General features: G+C 63.3%; 14 protein-coding genes. 2 read left to right on the top strand and 12 right to left on the bottom strand.

Annotated features, from left to right (window positions below):
- Positions 1-50: 50 nt before the first annotated feature.
- The 10 genes from ACQ5BM_RS28505 to ACQ5BM_RS28460 all read right to left on the bottom strand — a co-directional run bounded on the left by ACQ5BM_RS28505 (position 51) and on the right by ACQ5BM_RS28460 (position 11,997).
- Complete coding sequence (locus ACQ5BM_RS28505) at positions 51-1,670, bottom strand: ABC transporter substrate-binding protein (protein WP_429818548.1); 1,620 nt, start codon at positions 1,668-1,670, stop codon at positions 51-53.
- A 55-nt stretch (positions 1,671-1,725) separates the two neighbouring features.
- The gene (locus ACQ5BM_RS28500) at positions 1,726-2,550 is read right to left on the bottom strand and encodes a creatininase family protein (protein ID WP_429818545.1); all 825 of its coding nucleotides are present in this window, start codon (positions 2,548-2,550) and stop codon (positions 1,726-1,728) included.
- A gap of 63 nt (positions 2,551-2,613) precedes the next feature.
- Positions 2,614-3,774: an alanine racemase gene (locus tag ACQ5BM_RS28495; protein ID WP_429818543.1), complete on the bottom strand. Its 1,161-nt coding sequence runs from the start codon at positions 3,772-3,774 to the stop codon at positions 2,614-2,616.
- A gap of 225 nt (positions 3,775-3,999) precedes the next feature.
- Positions 4,000-4,992, bottom strand: a complete 993-nt coding sequence (locus ACQ5BM_RS28490) for an oligopeptide/dipeptide ABC transporter ATP-binding protein (RefSeq protein ID WP_429818541.1) — start codon at positions 4,990-4,992, stop codon at positions 4,000-4,002.
- Positions 4,989-6,008 (bottom strand): ABC transporter ATP-binding protein, encoded by a 1,020-nt coding sequence (locus ACQ5BM_RS28485; protein ID WP_429818539.1) that lies wholly within the window; start codon positions 6,006-6,008, stop codon positions 4,989-4,991. The genes ACQ5BM_RS28490 and ACQ5BM_RS28485 overlap by 4 nt, the downstream gene beginning before the upstream one ends.
- Complete coding sequence (gene ddpC / locus ACQ5BM_RS28480; protein WP_429818536.1) at positions 6,008-6,916, bottom strand: D,D-dipeptide ABC transporter permease; 909 nt, start codon at positions 6,914-6,916, stop codon at positions 6,008-6,010. The genes ACQ5BM_RS28485 and ddpC overlap by 1 nt, the downstream gene beginning before the upstream one ends.
- A gap of 2 nt (positions 6,917-6,918) precedes the next feature.
- Positions 6,919-7,932, bottom strand: coding sequence for an ABC transporter permease (locus ACQ5BM_RS28475; protein ID WP_429818533.1), 1,014 nt, complete (start codon positions 7,930-7,932; stop codon positions 6,919-6,921).
- A gap of 134 nt (positions 7,933-8,066) precedes the next feature.
- Complete coding sequence (locus ACQ5BM_RS28470; protein WP_429818531.1) at positions 8,067-9,608, bottom strand: ABC transporter substrate-binding protein; 1,542 nt, start codon at positions 9,606-9,608, stop codon at positions 8,067-8,069.
- Positions 9,609-9,731: 123 nt separating this feature from the next.
- The gene (locus ACQ5BM_RS28465; protein WP_429818528.1) at positions 9,732-10,364 is read right to left on the bottom strand and encodes a helix-turn-helix domain-containing protein; all 633 of its coding nucleotides are present in this window, start codon (positions 10,362-10,364) and stop codon (positions 9,732-9,734) included.
- A gap of 175 nt (positions 10,365-10,539) precedes the next feature.
- On the bottom strand, positions 10,540-11,997 hold the full coding sequence (locus tag ACQ5BM_RS28460; RefSeq protein WP_429818526.1) for a M81 family metallopeptidase: 1,458 nt from the start codon (positions 11,995-11,997) through the stop codon (positions 10,540-10,542).
- 113 nt (positions 11,998-12,110) lie between these two features.
- Here ACQ5BM_RS28460 and ACQ5BM_RS28455 point away from each other — a divergent pair, with 113 nt between their 5' ends.
- Together ACQ5BM_RS28455 and ACQ5BM_RS28450 are read left to right on the top strand one after the other, a co-directional pair.
- Positions 12,111-12,935, top strand: a complete 825-nt coding sequence (locus tag ACQ5BM_RS28455) for a M55 family metallopeptidase (RefSeq protein WP_429818523.1) — start codon at positions 12,111-12,113, stop codon at positions 12,933-12,935.
- 23 nt (positions 12,936-12,958) lie between these two features.
- Entirely contained in the window at positions 12,959-14,197 is a 1,239-nt protein-coding gene (locus ACQ5BM_RS28450; protein WP_429818522.1) for an NAD(P)/FAD-dependent oxidoreductase, read from the top strand.
- A gap of 18 nt (positions 14,198-14,215) precedes the next feature.
- Here ACQ5BM_RS28450 and ACQ5BM_RS28445 read toward each other — a convergent pair whose 3' ends face one another.
- Together ACQ5BM_RS28445 and ACQ5BM_RS28440 are read right to left on the bottom strand one after the other, a co-directional pair.
- Positions 14,216-15,565 (bottom strand): MATE family efflux transporter, encoded by a 1,350-nt coding sequence (locus tag ACQ5BM_RS28445; protein ID WP_429818520.1) that lies wholly within the window; start codon positions 15,563-15,565, stop codon positions 14,216-14,218.
- Positions 15,566-16,144 carry a peroxidase-related enzyme gene (locus ACQ5BM_RS28440; protein ID WP_429818517.1) on the bottom strand — a complete coding sequence of 193 codons (579 nt, stop codon included), beginning with the start codon at positions 16,142-16,144 and terminating at the stop codon, positions 15,566-15,568. It abuts the gene before it with no gap.

Raw genomic sequence — 16,144 nt, 5'->3', positions numbered from 1 at the left:
GACGAGCACCGCCTGAGAGCCCGCAAACAGACCCGGCGCGGGTCGCGTGGCTACTCCTCGATGTCGACCTTGTCGAAGCGATGCGAACCCAGAGGCTCCATCACGTAGTTCTTCACCTTCTTTGACATCGGCAGCACGACGGTGGAATGGGCGATCGGAACCCAGGGCGCCTGCTCGCTGATGATCGCCTGCGCCTCCTCGTAAAGCTTCGTCCGCTCACTCTGATCCGCGCTCATCCGCGCCTTCTGGAAGATCTCGTCGAGCGGCTTGTAGCACCAGTTGGCATTGTTGCTGCCGCCGACGCCGGCGCAGCTGAAGAAGTAGCTGAGCAGGTTGTCCGGGTCGCCGTTGTCGCTCGTGCCGCCGAGGATGATGGCGCCATCGCGCGCCTTGTCGCGCGACTTCTTGAGGTATTCACCCCACTCGTAGGAGACAATTTCGACCTTGATGCCGACCTTGGCGAGATCCGCCTGCATCAGTTCCGCCGTACGGCGTGCGTTCGGCATGTACGGGCGGCTGACCGGCATCGCCCAGATCTTCATGCTTAGATCTTTGACGCCTGCCTCGTCGAGGAGCTTCTTTGCCGCCTCCGGATCATAGCTGTATCCATCGATACTGCCGTTATAGCCCCACATCGTCGGCGGCAGCACGCTCTGGGCGAGCTGGCCCATGCCCTGATAAACGGAATCGACGATCGCCTTCCGGTCAATCGCCATGTTGATGGCGCGGCGGACCTCCAGCTTATCGAACGGCGCGACCAGGGTGTTCATCGCCAGATAGGAAACGTTGAGGCCGGGCTGCTCGAGAACGTTGAGGTCCGGATTGGCCTTCAGCCCTGCGATATCAGCCGGTGCCGGATAGGGAGCGACATGGCATTCGCCTGCCTGAAGCTTCTGCATGCGGGTCGTCGGGTCGGTGGTAATCGCAAAGATGAGATTGTCGATCTTCGGCGCGCCATCCCAATAGTCGGCGTTGGCGGCAAAGCGGATTGCCGCGTCCTGCTGGTAGTCGACAAAGCGGAACGGCCCGGTGCCGACCGGCTTGCGGTCGAGGTCCTCGCGCCGCCCTTCCGCCGCCAGCTTGTCGGCATATTCCTTCGAAACGATCGAGCCGAAATTCAGCGCGAGCTTCGACGGCAGCGACGCATCCGGCTGGTTCAGGACGAATTTGACGGTCCGGTCATCGACCTTGACGATCTCTTTGATCGCCGCCGGCATCTCCATCGCGTTGAACATTTCCCAGTTCGCGCCGGCAAAATAGCTGTGCCACGGATCATCCTTGTCCAGCTGGCGATTGAAGGTAAAGAGCACGTCATCAGCGTTGAAATCGCGCGTCGGCGTAAAATCGTCCGTCGTCTGGAACTTCACACTCTGGCGCAGCTTCAGCGTATATTCGAGATTGTCGGCGGAAATGGTCCAGCTTTCGGCAAGGCCGGGCACGACATTGGTGGTGCCCGGCTCGAATTCGGTGAGGCGGTCATAGACCGTCTCGGCCGACGCGTCCCAAGTGCTGTTGGCCGAATAAAGGGCGGCGTCGAAGCCTTCCGGCGCACCCTCGGAGCAATAGACGAGCGTCTTTGCCATGGCCGGTGTCAGTGCTGCTCCCGAAAGCACGGTTGCAGCGAAGAGCGAGACAAGGATCTTGCGTGTAGGCGCGAATTTCAGGTTCATTGGTGTGTTCTCCCTAAAGGAATGCGATGGACCGGCAGATGGCGTGCCGGAAAGATCAGTCGGCCCTGCCGGCCGTCGTGCCGAGCCCGCGACCGGGCGCCCAGACGGGATCCGGCGCAGTCCAGAGCACGTCGTTGCGGATGAGCTTGACGAGTTCACCTGCCTGCAGGTCGAGGAAGCGTTCTCCCTTTTCAGCCGTTGCGCTGCGCGGATCGCCCCAGGTGCCGGTGACCGGCGCGCGCTCGGAGAAGGAATAGAAGCGCGACACGTCCGCAGGCACGTCGACGGGGTGCTGCTGATTGCCGAAGGCCTGGCCGAACATCTCGGTCTTCACCGCGTCCGGCACGATCGCCAGCATGACCGAGGCCTCGCCTTCGCAGGCGTGGTGGGCGCCGGTATCAACCTCGAAGATCTTTGATGCTTCCTCCGGTGCCAACATCCATGGCGTCGTGGCGACAATCGGCATGGCGAACTCGACCGCCAACTCGCGCACGGCAACCGCCAGCGGGTCCATGTTGCCGCCATGACCGTTGACGATGAACAGGCGCTGGAAGCCGAGCGTCTTCAGCGAGCGGACGATGCAGCGGATGAGGCGGCTCAGCGTATCGTAGTCGAGCGTGATCGTGCCGCCGAAGGGCAGGTGATGCTCGCTCATGCCGGTCCACAAGCCCGGCAGAACGGCAACCGGAATGTCATCGGCAACCAGCCGGGCAGCGCGGATCGCGGCTGCCGATGCGCTCGCCGTGTCGGTGATGACCGGCAGGTGCGGCCCATGCTGCTCCAGCGAGCCGATCGGCAGGATTGCCAGCGCGCCCGGCTTGCCGGCAATTTCGCGCAGGCTCGGCGCGGTCATGCGCGCCCATTCGACTTCCTTCGTCATGTCCAATTCTCTTTCATTTCATCGAACCAAAATCTGTTCGCCGCCGCACGGGCGGCGTGCGGCTTACGTCTGGCGTCCCCGGGCATCGACCCGCAGCGTCACAGCGCCCCCGTCCGATGGCCGCAGGGTGACGTTGTCGAATTGCGCGACGACCGCGCAGGAATGGTTGGGAAAGATGCGGACGCGGCTGCCGATGGCGGGTGGCGCGTCTGCAAAACGGACAAAGCCGTGTTCCTCGGAAAGCCGCTCGACCTCCCAGGACGCCTGCGCGCAATCGTCGGCACAGACCGCGATACCGAAGCCGCTGCCGCCGGAGCCATGCGCGCCGAGGTCGGACGAGAGCGATTTGGAGCCGGCGTCGACGATGAAATGGCTATCGTTGTGGGCGACGACGGTCGCGACCACCGAAAGCGAAAGATCGTCCGGCGTGGCGATACCGAGGCGAAGCGCCGTGCGGTCGAGAAAGGCGTAGTTGCCCGGGCGGATCTCCGTGACGCCCTCAGGAATGGGAGCGCCGAGGCAGGTCGGCGTCGCGCCGACCGAAATTCTCGGCACGTCGATTCCGGCTTGCCGCAAACGCCCGGCCAGTTCGAGAAGATCGCGTGCCTCCGCCGATGCGATGTTTGCGAGTTCCTCCGCGCTCTTGCTGCCGTAGGCGTGACCGGCATGGGAGAGCAGGCCGGCAAAGGCCAGGTGGGGATGGCGGTCGATCCTCTTCGCCAGCGCAAGGGCTGCCGGATCCTGCGGCTTGACGCCGACGCGGCCGAGACCGACGTCCACCTTGAGAAAAACGCCAAGGCGAACGCCAAGTGCCGCGGCTGCGGCTGCGATGGCGTCAACGCCCGTTTCATGCGCCGCGATCAGCAGCAGTTCGGTTCCGCGCGCCTTGGCGCTTGCCACCAGCCGGTCGATCTTTTCGGGCCGGACGATCGGATAGGCAAGTGTCAGCGACGGGACCCCCGCCTCGACGAAAACCAGCGCTTCCTCAGGCTTGGAAGCGGTCACGCCCACCGCACCGAGATCGAGCTGGCGGCGGGCGATCGCAAGGCTCTTGTGGGTCTTGATGTGCGGGCGCAGCGTGACACCCGAGGCATCGGCCCGCGCCTGCATGCCGCGCAGATTGGACATCAGCCTGATTTCATCGAGTTCGACATAGGGCGTCGGCAGGTCGGCCGCGTTCGGTCGACGGAAGGCGGCGATCAACGTTGAGTCAGTCAATCTCATCTCCGGCAAGCGGCGGAGTCGCGAAGAAGCGCCCCCGATTGGCAAGCTCCGCCCAAAGGCGGCGGCTACAAATTTACACAGTCGGAAATATCAATCAAATTATTTTTCCTATAAGAAAATTATATTTCTCAAAATGTGCGCACGGCGCATCAAACGGCATAGACGGCGATGCGGCACCGCTCCGGTGGCTACCAGCGGCCAGGATGTGCCACGGCGCCTGCGCTTTCATGTCTGCGCCAGATGGCACCTTACTTGGCGTGTGTTGTCGGCCAGGCGCCGCAGGGCCTGCCCCACCTCGCAGCCGCCACTGATCCTGTCGCATCTCTGCCTGTAGAAGCAGCCATCCGGCAGGCTGCGGTTGTTGGGCAGTTCGCCTGCCCGTACCTGGGCGATGTCCGGCAGCGGGCTTTCGAAACTCGGCGCCGCCGCCAAAAGCGTCTGGGTATAGGGATGGCAGGGATTGCGCAGGACCTCTTCGGCCGGGCCGGATTCGACGATCTGGCCGAGATACATCACCGCGACGTCGTCACAAAAATGGCGCACCAGCGCGACGTCATGCGAGATCAGGAGATAGGTCAGCCCGCGCTCTCGCTGCAGCTTCAGGAGCAGGTTGATGATCTGCGCCTGCACCGACACGTCGAGCGCCGATGTCGGCTCGTCCAGAACCATGAGGTCCGGGTCGGTGCTGATCGCGCGGGCGATGGCGATGCGCTGGCGCTGGCCACCGGAAAACTCGTGTGGCAGCCGATCGAGATGTTCTGGCCGGAGCCCGACGGCGACGGCCAGTTCCTCCGCCTTCTCATACAGCTCGGCCCTCGTGTGGCCGCCGCGAACATGCAGCGGTTCGCTGATCAGCCGCCAGACCGGCAGGCGCCGGTCTAGCGAGGACTGCGGGTCCTGAAAGACGATCTGCATCTTTTGCCGCAAGACGCGCTTCTGCTTGCCTTGAGCCGCCTGAAAATCCTCGCCGTCGATCTTGACCTTGCCCACTTCGTAAGGCGCAAGTCCGATGATCGCCTGGGCGAGCGTGCTCTTGCCGCAGCCGGACTCGCCGACAATGCCGAGGCTCCGCCCGGCGCGAACCGTCAAGGTCACTCCGTTGACGGCATGCACATGGGAGGTGGGGCGGCCGAGCCAGTTGCGGGACGCCGGGAAGCGGACGTGGAGATCGAAGACTTCGAGCACCGGCCGCGTGAACGTATCAACGCCTTCCGTCATTGGCGGCTCCCCTGTCCGGCCAGTTCCACTGCTACGCCGCGCTGCCAGCAGGCCACCTGCTGGCCGTCGGTTCCCGCCAACTGCGGGGTCTTGGATCGACATTGTTCGACCGCCTCCTTGCAGCGCGGCTGGAAATAGCAACCCGCGGGCGGATGCAGGAGGTTCGGCACGGCACCGGGAATCGCCTCGAGTTCCTGTTTCGGTGCCACCCGCTCCGGCAGGCAGCGCAGCAGCGCCTGGGTGTAGGGATGCTGCGGTGTTTCGAGCACGGTGCGGGTGGCGCCGTGCTCCACGATCCTCCCGGCATACATCACGTAGAGCCGGTCGCAGAGCTGCGACACGACGGCGACATTGTGTGAGATGAAGATGACGGCGGTGCCCGTCCGGCGCGCGCGGTTCTGGATGAGCCTAAGGATCACCGCCTGGACTGTGACATCGAGCGCGGTCGTCGGCTCGTCGGCGATGATCAGGCCGGGATTGCAGGAAAACGCCATGGCGATCAGCACCCGTTGCCGCATGCCGCCGGAGAGCTCGAACGGATAGAGGTTCATCACCCGCTCGGGCTCGCCGATCAGCATGTCGGCAAGAATGTCGCGGGCGATGCGCCTGGCCTCAGTCGGGCCCACTTCCTCGTGACGCATGATGACGTCGGTCAGTTGCCTGCCGATGCGGATCGTCGGGTTCAGTGCGTTCATCGGTTCCTGGAAAATGGTCGAGACCACCTTGCCGCGCAGGTCCTGCAACTGACTGTCGTCCATGGAAAGCGTGCTGTGGCCAAAGAGCCTGACGGATCCGGCGGTGATCCTGTAGCGCCCCTTGGGCAGCAGGCCGGTTGCGGCCATTGTCGTCACCGACTTGCCGCAGCCAGACTCGCCGACGATACCGACGATCTCGGCCTTTCCGACGTTGATCGACACATTGTCGAGCGCCCTGACGGCGCCGCTGAAGGTAGGAAACTCCAGCGACAGATTGTTGATGGCCAGCGCCTGGCCGCGTGGTTCTGCCGTGCCCGTCATCATCTGCCCCTCAAGCGCGGGTCGAGCATGTCGCGAATGCCGTCACCAACGAGATTGCACCCCATGGCCGTGATCAGGATCGCCAGCCCCGGAAAGGTCGCGTACCACCATTGATCGAGCATGTAGCTGCGACCACTGCTGACGAGCGCGCCCCATTCGGCGGTCGGCGGCTGGGCACCGAGGCCGATGAAACTGAGGGCGGCCGCGATCAGCACGACGCCGCCGAGATCGAGCGTCGCCTGGACGATGATCGGCGACATTGCATTCGGCAGGAGATGCCAGCGCAGAATATAGAAGGGGGAGGCGCCGTAGGTGCGCGCCGCCTTCACGAAGACCTGCTCGCGCAGCGAAAGCGTCTGGCCGCGGGCGAGGCGCACATAGGCGGGAATTCGAACGATCGCCACCGCCAGCATGGAATTGAACAGGCTCGGGCCAAGGGCCGCGGCCAGCGCCATGGCCAGCACCAGCGCCGGCAGGGCGAGTACGACATCCATCAGCCGCATGATGGCGGTGTCGACCCGTCCGCCGACCACGCCGGAAAAACAGCCGATCAACACTCCGATCGCTGTTGAAATCAGGACGATCATGAAGGCGGCGCCACACGACGCCCTTGCCCCGTAGATCACGCGGGAGAACAGGTCACGCCCGACTTCGTCGGTGCCGAACCAGTGCGCGGCGCTCGGCGGCAACAGGCGCGCCGTCAGGGACACCTTGTCCGGATTGTAGGGCGCGATGACCGGTGCCGCGACGATCATGACGAGAACGACGAGGATGATCGCGACGCCGACCAGGGTCAGCGGGCTGCGGCGGCTGAGGTACCAGAGATAACGCAGCCGCTCGGAGAGAGACTTGGTCCGGCGCATTGCTGCATTTGTTGCGGCGGGTTCTGTCGGCATGACGGCGGTCATGGTCAGACCTCCCTGATCTGTGGATCGGCGAGCATATAGGCGAGATCGACCAGGAGGTTGATCAGCACATAGCCGACAGATGCGACGATGGTGAAGCCCATGATGGCGGGGAAATCGAGCGTCTGAATGGAGGTCACGACATAGGTGCCCATGCCCGGCCAGGCAAAGATAGTCTCGGTCAGCACCGCACCATAGAGAAGATCGCCCAGCGCCAGCCCCAGCAGCGTGATCGAAGGGATGAGCGCGTTTCTGAGCGCATAATTGAAGATGATCATGCCCTTGCGCAGGCCGCTGGCGCGCGCCGTTCGGATGTAATCTTCCTGCAGCACGTCGAGCATCGAGGCGCGGATCTGGCGGGTGATCACGCCCATATTGGCAAAGGCCAACACGAAGCCCGGCAAGATGATGTGGTAGAGGGCACTGCCAAAGGCATCGAAACGGCCCTGCAACAGCGAGTCGATGTGCAGGAAGCCGGTGATGCGTTCGGGTGCTACGATGCCCATCGCCAGCCGTCCGCTGCCGGGCAGGATCTGGAACTTGGCGTAGAAGACGTAAATCAGGATCAGCCCGAACCAGAAGACCGGCATCGAGATGCCACAGACGGAGACCGTGCGCGCGATCTGGTCGATCGGGCCATCCTTGTAGACGGCCGAGAGCACGCCGAGCGGTACGCCGAGACAGATCGCGATGAAGAGCGCTACCGTTCCCAGCTCCAGCGTCGCCGGCAGGAAGGTGCGGATGTCGGCTGCAACCGGGCGATTGGTGCGGAGCGACGTGCCGAGATCGCCTTGCAGGAGATTGCCGATATAGATGGTGAACTGCTCGACGACCGGCCGGTCGAGACCGAGGTTGCGCCTGACGTTTTCCAGCGTTTCAGCACTTGCCCGGTCACCCGCAATCATGCGCGCGGGATCGCCGGGAATGAGGTGCGAGATCGTGAAGGTGATGACCGCGACCCCCAGCACCACGAAAAGCAGCAGGATCAGACGCGGAAGTATGATGCGGGTGATTGCCATGGATGCCAGCCCTTCCGGCAGGGAAAACCCGGCCTAGCTTGGGAAACGATGAACCCCTGCCGGCACGGGCGCTGTGACCGGCGGCAGGCGTTCCGTGACATGAGGTTGGCCAAGGCGCGGCTTGGCCCTATGCCTCATTCCGTTTTCGACATCGTTGCGAAGTTGTAGACCTGGATCAGCATGGGATTGTAGACATAGCCCTTGACGGCGGCGCGGCGGGCGAAGATGTCGTTCTTCTCCATGATGTAGAGATAGGGCGCGTCATCGGTCGAGAGCTTCTGCGCTTCGATGTAAAGCGCCTTGCGCTTCTCCTCGTCGACGATGGATCCGGCTTCCTTGACGAGCGCAGTCACCTTGCTGTTGGCGTAGAAGGAACGGTTGCCCGGCCCACCCATTTTGTCGGCGTCGAACCAGTAGTTCATGAACATGTAGGGGTCGGCAAAGTCAGGCGTCCACGCGCCCGGCGCCATATCGAACTTGCCGTTGGCGACCAGTTCGCGCTTGGTCGTGTCGGCGACTGCCTGCAGATCGAGCTTGATGCCGATTTCCGCAAGCGAGGCCTGCAGTGCAAGGCCGACCGGCTCCCAGGCCGGATCGGCCTGCGAGAAGGTGTAGGTCAACCGAATGTCGCCCTTGCCGGATTCGGCAAGCAGCGCCTTGGCCTTCTCGATGTCGTATGTGTACTGGAAGCCTTGCGGGTCGTGTCCCCACATGCCGCTCGGCACCGCGCCGCGCATCTGCTTGGCCTGGCCGAGCATGATGCCGTCGATGATGCCCTGATAGTCGACCGCATAGGAAATCGCCTGACGCACCTTGGCGTCGTCGAGCGGCGGCTGGCGGTTGTTCATGTAGATGTAGTTCACATACATGCTCGGATTGCTCTCGACGACGACGGAGGCATCCTTCTGCAGCGCTTCGGCCTGATCGAGCGGAATCTGTTCGATGATGTCGGCATCGCCGTTGGTCAGTTGCAGGCGGCGGGCCGAGACATCGCCGACGATGCGGATGACCACCTGCTTCAGTGCCGGCTGGCTTCCGGCATAGTGTTCGTTGCGGTCGAGAACGATGCTCTGGTTGCGCTCCCAGGAGGCGATGCGGTAGGGGCCGCTGCCGGCCGAATGTTCGGCGAGCCAGGCCTTCGCCATGTCGCCGTCCTTCTCATGCTCGATCACCTTGGGATTGATGATCGCGGCACCGGAGACGGCAAGCGTCGAGATAAAGGGCGCAAACGGCGCCGTCAGGTGAAATCTCACGGTCTGCGGATCGACGACCTCGACCTCCTTCAGCACCGGAAACGCATCGGAGGGGCCGGCCTTCAGCTTCATCAGCCGATCGAAGCTGAACTTGACGGCCGCCGCATCGACCGGCGAGCCGTCATCGAACTTGTGACCGGCCGCAATCTTGAAGGTCCAGACGAGGCCGGCATCGTCGGCGGTCCAGCTTTCGGCGAGTTCCGGCCCGACTTCAGTCGAGGCGCCCTTGTAGGCGACGAGCCTTTCATAGGCGGCATAAGTGAGCGTGTAGCCGCTGTTGCTGATCTCAATGCCCGGATCGGCCGTCGGCGGATCTTCCGCGCGCGCCAGCACCAACACGTCCTGCGCGGCCATCGCGCCGGAAAGCGGCGTCGATGCCAGAAGCAAGGCAATGCCGATCGATTTCCACTTGGAACCGTTCATCTCGTAGTCCTCCCCAGAACTGCGGCGTGCGATGCCCTCCCGGCACCTACCGCAGTGCTAGACTAGGAAACGATTTTCCTAAGTGCAATATTTTTTCTTATCGTATTCGTTTTTTAGTTTCGATCAGCTTTTGAGCTTGATCGTCTGCGCATTTGCCAGCGTGGACACCAGCTCGGTTTCCGGGGTCGAGCAAACGCACAGGATCTGCGCCGGCTCTTCACTGACACTCAGATAGGCGTGCCCCATCATTGCGTCGAAGTAGCAGGAATCGCCCTTCTTGAGCCGCAGGGGGGCATAGATCTCCGTGTGAAGCTCCAGTTCGCCGTCGATAACGTAGAAGAATTCCTCGCCCTTGTGCCGGATAAGCGGGCCGAACTCCTCGAGCGTGCGTGCCCGCGCCACCGCCAGAATAGGCACCATCGACTTCTTCGAGATCTCCGTACAGACATAGAGATAATCGTAGTTCTGGGTGATGATCTCCCGCCCGTCGCCGGACTTGGTATAGGTGCGCCGGCCAAGCATGTTGGGAGCATCTTCCCCGCCCGCCGTGGTCCCGAAAAGCTCGACGATGTCGACCTTCAGGCCCTGGGCAAGCTGGATCAACCGGTCGTAGGTGAGCTGCATCTGGTTGTTCTCGACCTTGGAGAGGGTCGAGACAGCAAGCCCGGTCATGGAACTGACTTCGGCCAAGGTCCAGCGATTGCGGTTGCGAATATCCTTGAGGATATCGCCGAGGCTGGATTTCGCGTCGGTCATCGTTGGCGTCTCCATTTGCCTGCAGCCATCGAAGTGCTCGCGGGTCTACACCCGCCCGAAACAGAATCCGATTGGCATGATAGGAAAACCATTTCCTATAATACGTGACCGAAATCAACATCGTGTCGAAGGCAAGTGCCTGCCCCACATCCACTTGCAGCGTTTTGCCATCCGCCTATTCGGCGAACGGGTTGGCGATCCTTGGCCAGTAGGGGCGCTTCAGCTTGGTGAAGGCCAGGTCCTCGAAAGTCGGCTGCAAGGCGCCGGGCGCGCTCACATAGAGAATGTCGCGCGCGATCGGTTCGAAGCCGGCGCGGAAGTGGTTGCTGGATTTCACCACGACGATCTTCTTCCGTGCGGGGTCCAGGCCCAGCGCCGTCATGCATTCCGGATGGAAGGTCTGGGTGCGCACGGTGTTGAGCACGATGTCGATGCTGCCGGACGAGACCCATACGGCATCGCCGATGGCAAGCGGCGTCGGGCCGAAGCGCTGGGTGATGCCGGACGCCACGCGCCTGACGGTCACCGTCAGATCGAGCGGGTTGCCGGAGGCCGGCCCGACCTTGCCGCCGATCCTCAGCGCCAATGTGGCACCCTCTCCCGCCTCGCGGCACATGCGCACCGCAATCGGATCCCAGTAGAGACAGGAAGCCACATCTTCGATGCGGCGCTCGATGATGCGACGCAGGATGAAGGTCGAGTCTCCGGGAGCCCCCCCACCCGCATTGTCCGAGACATCGGCGAGCACGACGGGTCCTGCTTTCGCGGCCACCGCCCGGTCCAGAGCGGCGTCGATGCCGAGATAGTCTCCCCGCATGTCTTCACGTGCCTCGAAAATTTCACGGCCGAAGGACCGGGCGACACGCGTCGCCTTTTCCGGATCGTTGTCAGTCACAACAAGCATCTTGGCGCCGACATCTTCGACGTCGCCCCAGGGAAAGCCATGGCCAAAGGAGACCGACAGCACACCCTCCTCTCCCTCCATCGCCTTCATGCGATCGACAATGCCGCGCAACGGCGCGCGATGGGGATGGAAGGTGTTGATCATCCGGCAGTCGTGCACGCCCATTGTCGGCTTCACTTCGCCCGCGAGCGTGCGCTCCATCAGCCGGAACAGTTGCTCCGCAACCTCCTCGATGTCGGTATGCGGGTATTCCTTGTAGGTAGCAATCATGGTCGCATTGGCGAGCATGCGGTCGGTGATATGGCAGTGGAGATCAAGTTCGGCCGCGACCGGCACATCCGGTCCGACCACCTGCCGGACATGCGCAAGCAGATCCCCTTCGACATCGTCGTATCCGTCGGCGACGCAGGCGCCGTGCAGGGCAAGCATGACGGCGTCAACCGGCATCGCTGCCCTGAGATCGTCGAGAATGGTGGCGCGGAAGCTTTCATAGACCGCCCGCGTCGTCCTGCCGCCGGGCTCGGCCACGGCGCACAGGCTCTCGACCACATTCCAGCGATTTCGCTCAGCGGCGTTGCGCCAGACGAACATCTGGGACGAGCAGCAGTTGAGTGGTTTGCTGGTAGCATCGCCATAGGCGATCAGGTTTTCCCGGAAGGCCTCGAGGCCTGTCTGCATTGGCGAGAAGGTGTTGGTCTCGGTGTCCAGCCCCGCGATGAAAAGTTTCATTTTTCGCCCTCCGCCTATCAAGAAAGATATTTTCTAATCATAAAACTATGTTTATCGTCGGAAAGTCAAATGCATTATCCGCGCCCACGCGCGGCTGACCGGGGGAGGCAGGAATGCGCATCTATATTTCCGCTGACATCGAGGGGATCGTCGGGGTCGTCAGCCGCGACCACCTGATGCCCGAAGGTTTCGAATACGAAAACGCCCGGCGCTGGATGACCGACACAGTGGTCCATGCCTGCGAGGCTGCGCATGAGGAAGGTGTAGAGGAAGTCATCCTCAGCGATTCCCACGGAAATGGCGAGAGCGTTCTGATCGACCGTCTGCCCGACTATGTGCAGGTCGTGCGCAGCTGGCCGCGACCGCTGATGATGATGCAGGGCGTCGAACTCGGCTCCTTCGTCGGCGCCATGCTTCTCGGCTACCATGCTGGAGCGAGCCATTTGGGCGGCGTGCTGTCGCACACGATCGGCGGTACGGCGTTCGCCGAAGTGCGGATCAACGGCGTCGTCATGCCGGAGGCCGGCATCAACGCCGCCATTGCCGGACATTTCGGCGTCCCGGTGCTGCTCGCATCCGGCGACAACGTCGCCCTGGAGGAGATCAGGGAGCGCATCGGCGACATCGTGACGGTGCCGGTCAAGCAGGTCTACAGTACACAATCGGCGATCACGTTGACGCCCGCCGTCGCCCATCGCCGCATCCGCGAGGGCGTCAAGTCGGCGCTGGCGAAAGCCGGCTCGGCCAAACCGTTCAAGCTGGAAAACCCTGTCCTTGAGATCGTCTTTCGCAACCGCCTTCCCGCCGAATACCTCTCCTATCTCAAGGGCGTCGAACGCACCGACGGCTACACGATCCGCTATCAGGGTGACGACATGGTCGACGTGTCGCGCTTCATCCAGTTCGTGGTCGGCTACAACTCCCGCCTGACTTTCTGAAACCCCCTTCTTCGGTACCTACAATGACCACCTCTATCGTCCTCGGCGCCGGCATGGTTGGCGTCTCCACCGCGCTCGCCTTAAAGGAGGCCGGGCACGAGGTGGTGCTCGTCGATCGCAAGGCGCCGGGCCGGGAAACCAGCTACGGCAACGCCGGCATCATTCAGACCGAGGCCGTCGAACCCTATGCCTTCCCCCGTTCGCTTGCCGAAATCATCAGGGTCGCTCTGAAGCGCGGCAACGATACGGACTGGCGGCTCGGCGACATGCCGCACCTGGCGGGACCGCTTTGGCGCTATTTCACGCAATCGGCACCCACGCCCTATGCGAGAACCATTGCGGCCTATTCGAAGCTGGCGCTGAGGGCGAGCGACGACCACGCGCGCTTCGTCGAGCCTGCCAAAGCCGATGACCTGATTGTTCGCCAGGGCTGGCGCGCCGTCTACCGTTCACGCGCGAAACTCGACGCAGCTGCCGCGACCGCTTCGCGCCTCAAGCGTGATTACGGCGTGCCGTCGGCCGTGCTCACGTCCGACGAACTTGCGGCAAGCGAGCCTGCCCTGAAAAGCCGGCTGGCGGGGGCGGTCCACTGGACCTCGCCCTGGACCTGCCGCGATCCCGGCGAGCTGGTCGCGCGCTACGCCGCGCTCTTCGTCGCCCGTGGCGGGAAAGTCGCCCGGGGCGACGCCATGTCCCTGCAGCAGACGGGCGTCGGCTGGCGGGTCCGGGCGGAGGACGGCGACGTCACGGCTGAAAACGCGGTCGTCGCCCTGGGGCCGTGGTCACCGGTGCTCTTGGCGCGCTTCGGCTATCGTGTCCCCATGGTGCTCAAACGCGGCTATCACTGGCACTTTGCGGGCGAGGACGGCCCTCGCATCTCGATGCTGGACGTCGATAGCGCCGCCCTCATCGCCCCGATGAACGCGGGGTGGCGGGTCTTGACCGGCGCGCACCTGGCGCCGCTCGGCACCCCGCCGGCGTCGCGGCAGATACGGCACGCCGTCAGCGCCGCCCGCGAACTCTTCACGCTGCGCGAGCCCGTTGAAGCAACGCCGTGGTCGGGCACGCGCCCCTGCATGCCCGACATGTTACCCGTCGTCGGGCCCACTCGGCACAAGGGCCTTTGGTTCCATTTCGGCCATGGGCACCAGGGCTTTACCCTGGGGCCGACAACAGCGCTTCTCCTGGCAGAGCTGATTGACGGGCATCACACCAATCCGCTGGCCCTGCCCCTGTTGCCGTCGACCCGAGACTGGGCATAGTCGAACGCTGAAGCCCGGTCATTGCATTGCTGTCGAAAACGTGCGGTCGGCGAGCCGCGGCAGCATCAGGCGGAAGGCGACGCTGCGGGCGCTTTGGAACAGGATCAGCGCGATCCACAAGCCGTCATTGCCGAACACGGGCTGCAGGATCGCCCAGGCGGCAAAATAGATCGCCAGTGACGCGACCATCAGGTTTCGCATCTGTTTCGACCATGTAGCCCCGATATAGACACCGTCCATCTGGAAGGCGACGATGCCGAAGATCGGGAGAGCCGCGACATAGGGCAGGTAGGTATGCGCAAGCGCGGACACGCTCTCCGTCGGGGCGGTGATGCCGATCACCCAGTCGCCGGCCGCAAGCAGTGATAGCGCGACGATCCCGGCAAAGATGAAGCCCCATATCGTGGTCAAGCCGACAGCCCGGTCAAAGGCCGGCCGGTAGCGCGCGCCGACGGCACGCCCCGCCAGTTGCTCCGCCGCCGTTGCCACCCCGTCGAGAAAGGCGACACCGAAGAAATAGAACCGCAGCAGGATCGTATTGGCCGCGAGGATCTCGATGCCGAGCATACCGCTCTGGCGGGTGAAGAAGGAGAGCCCGATCAGAAGCGCGAAGGACCGGATCATCATGTCGCCGTTAACTGAGAAGGCGCGGCGAAAGGCGGTAAGATCCGGCAGGTTCCAGGCGGTCCGGTCGGTCTTTGTCCAGATGAGATAGAGCCCCGCCAGCGCCGTGACAGCCTCTGCCACCAACGAAGCGGCAGCAACGCCCGCCACGCCCCAGCCAAGGCCGAGGACCCAATGGACACTCAAGCCGGCGTTCAGTGCATTGAGCAGGGTTTGCAGGATCATGCCCCAGAGCGCTTCGCCGCGCCCGATGATCCAGCCGAAGACCACGAAATTGAACAGAACGAAGGGCGCCGACCACACGCGCCAGGCGAAATAGGTGGCGGCCGCCTCGGCCACTTTCCCCTCCGCTCCCATTGCGGCAAGACCGAGCGCGCCGATCGGCTTTTGAAGCAGAAGCAGCGCCGCCCCCGCCACCAGCGCGATGACAAGCCCGCTTGCGAGCATGCGCTGCTCTTCGCGTCGGTCACCGGCGCCGAGCGCCTGGGCGGTAAAGCCCGTGGTCGCGCCGCGCAGAAAATTGAAAGTGACGAAGATGACGTCGAAGATGACGGTGGAAAGTGCTACGCCGCCGATCAGGGTCTCGTCACGCAGCTGGCCGATGACACCGGTTGCGACGAGCCCGACCAGCGGGCTCGACAGATAGGCGACCATCATCGGCAGCGCGATGCGGAGCACGTCGCGATGCGCGATGTCGAAGGGGCGGATTGTCACCGCAGTATGGTCGCGAGGCGCGTGTTTCACTCAATCCAGCCGGTGGGGTTCGCCGAGCGTATGCATCAGTCGGTTGGCCCAGCCGAAGATCGCGACCGCATGGATGAGATCGAGGATCTGGAGGTCGTCGAGACCGATCTCGCGCAGATGGTAGAACTGGTAGGCGCCGACATTGTCCGGGTGGGCGGTCAGGTCGACGCCGAAATTGAACAGCGCCTGCTCGAACTCCGGCAGGTTCGCGTCGAGGCCGCTGCCATAGATCTCGTCCACCACCTCCGGCCGCTTTTCGAGCTGGATGTAACGCGCGGCATGAACCGAAGCGCAGTAGATGCAGCGGTTGACGAAGGACGCGGCAAGCGCACCAATCTCGCGACCGCCGCGGGAGAGGCCGCCCTCGCTATACATGATGTCGTTGAAGAGCGGCGTGCGCTCCTTCAAGGTTTCGGGCTCGTTGGCAAGAACCAGCACATAGTCCGAGATCTTCTTGTTGGAAGGCGTAATCTTCAGCGCGTCGAGCTGTTCGGCTGTCGCCGTATCGATATCGACCGGCTTGACGTAGGGCTTCCAGTCGAGCGCTTCGACGGTGAATTCGTGCACGGCTTTTGACAT

The organism is Ensifer sp. B1-9 (assembly GCF_050474445.1).
Taxonomy (GTDB): Bacteria; Pseudomonadota; Alphaproteobacteria; order Rhizobiales; family Rhizobiaceae; genus Ensifer.
The sequence above is the reverse complement of the archived record's forward strand: the minus strand, read 5'-3'. Positions and strand labels throughout refer to the sequence as shown.

Excerpts from the sequence above, each read along its gene's own strand:
- ACQ5BM_RS28505 (WP_429818548.1), bottom strand. The coding sequence starts at position 1,670 with ATGAACCTGAAATTCGCGCCTACACGCAAGATCCTTGTCTCGCTCTTC.
- ACQ5BM_RS28500 (WP_429818545.1), bottom strand. The coding sequence starts at position 2,550 with ATGACGAAGGAAGTCGAATGGGCGCGCATGACCGCGCCGAGCCTGCGC.
- ACQ5BM_RS28495 (WP_429818543.1), bottom strand. The coding sequence starts at position 3,774 with ATGAGATTGACTGACTCAACGTTGATCGCCGCCTTCCGTCGACCGAAC.
- ACQ5BM_RS28490 (WP_429818541.1), bottom strand. The coding sequence starts at position 4,992 with ATGACGGAAGGCGTTGATACGTTCACGCGGCCGGTGCTCGAAGTCTTC.
- ACQ5BM_RS28485 (WP_429818539.1), bottom strand. The coding sequence starts at position 6,008 with ATGACGGGCACGGCAGAACCACGCGGCCAGGCGCTGGCCATCAACAAT.
- ddpC (WP_429818536.1), bottom strand. The coding sequence starts at position 6,916 with ATGACCGCCGTCATGCCGACAGAACCCGCCGCAACAAATGCAGCAATG.
- ACQ5BM_RS28475 (WP_429818533.1), bottom strand. The coding sequence starts at position 7,932 with ATGGCAATCACCCGCATCATACTTCCGCGTCTGATCCTGCTGCTTTTC.
- ACQ5BM_RS28470 (WP_429818531.1), bottom strand. The coding sequence starts at position 9,608 with ATGAACGGTTCCAAGTGGAAATCGATCGGCATTGCCTTGCTTCTGGCA.
- ACQ5BM_RS28465 (WP_429818528.1), bottom strand. The coding sequence starts at position 10,364 with ATGACCGACGCGAAATCCAGCCTCGGCGATATCCTCAAGGATATTCGC.
- ACQ5BM_RS28460 (WP_429818526.1), bottom strand. The coding sequence starts at position 11,997 with ATGAAACTTTTCATCGCGGGGCTGGACACCGAGACCAACACCTTCTCG.
- ACQ5BM_RS28455 (WP_429818523.1), top strand. The coding sequence starts at position 12,111 with ATGCGCATCTATATTTCCGCTGACATCGAGGGGATCGTCGGGGTCGTC.
- ACQ5BM_RS28450 (WP_429818522.1), top strand. The coding sequence starts at position 12,959 with ATGACCACCTCTATCGTCCTCGGCGCCGGCATGGTTGGCGTCTCCACC.
- ACQ5BM_RS28440 (WP_429818517.1), bottom strand. The coding sequence starts at position 16,144 with ATGTCAAAAGCCGTGCACGAATTCACCGTCGAAGCGCTCGACTGGAAG.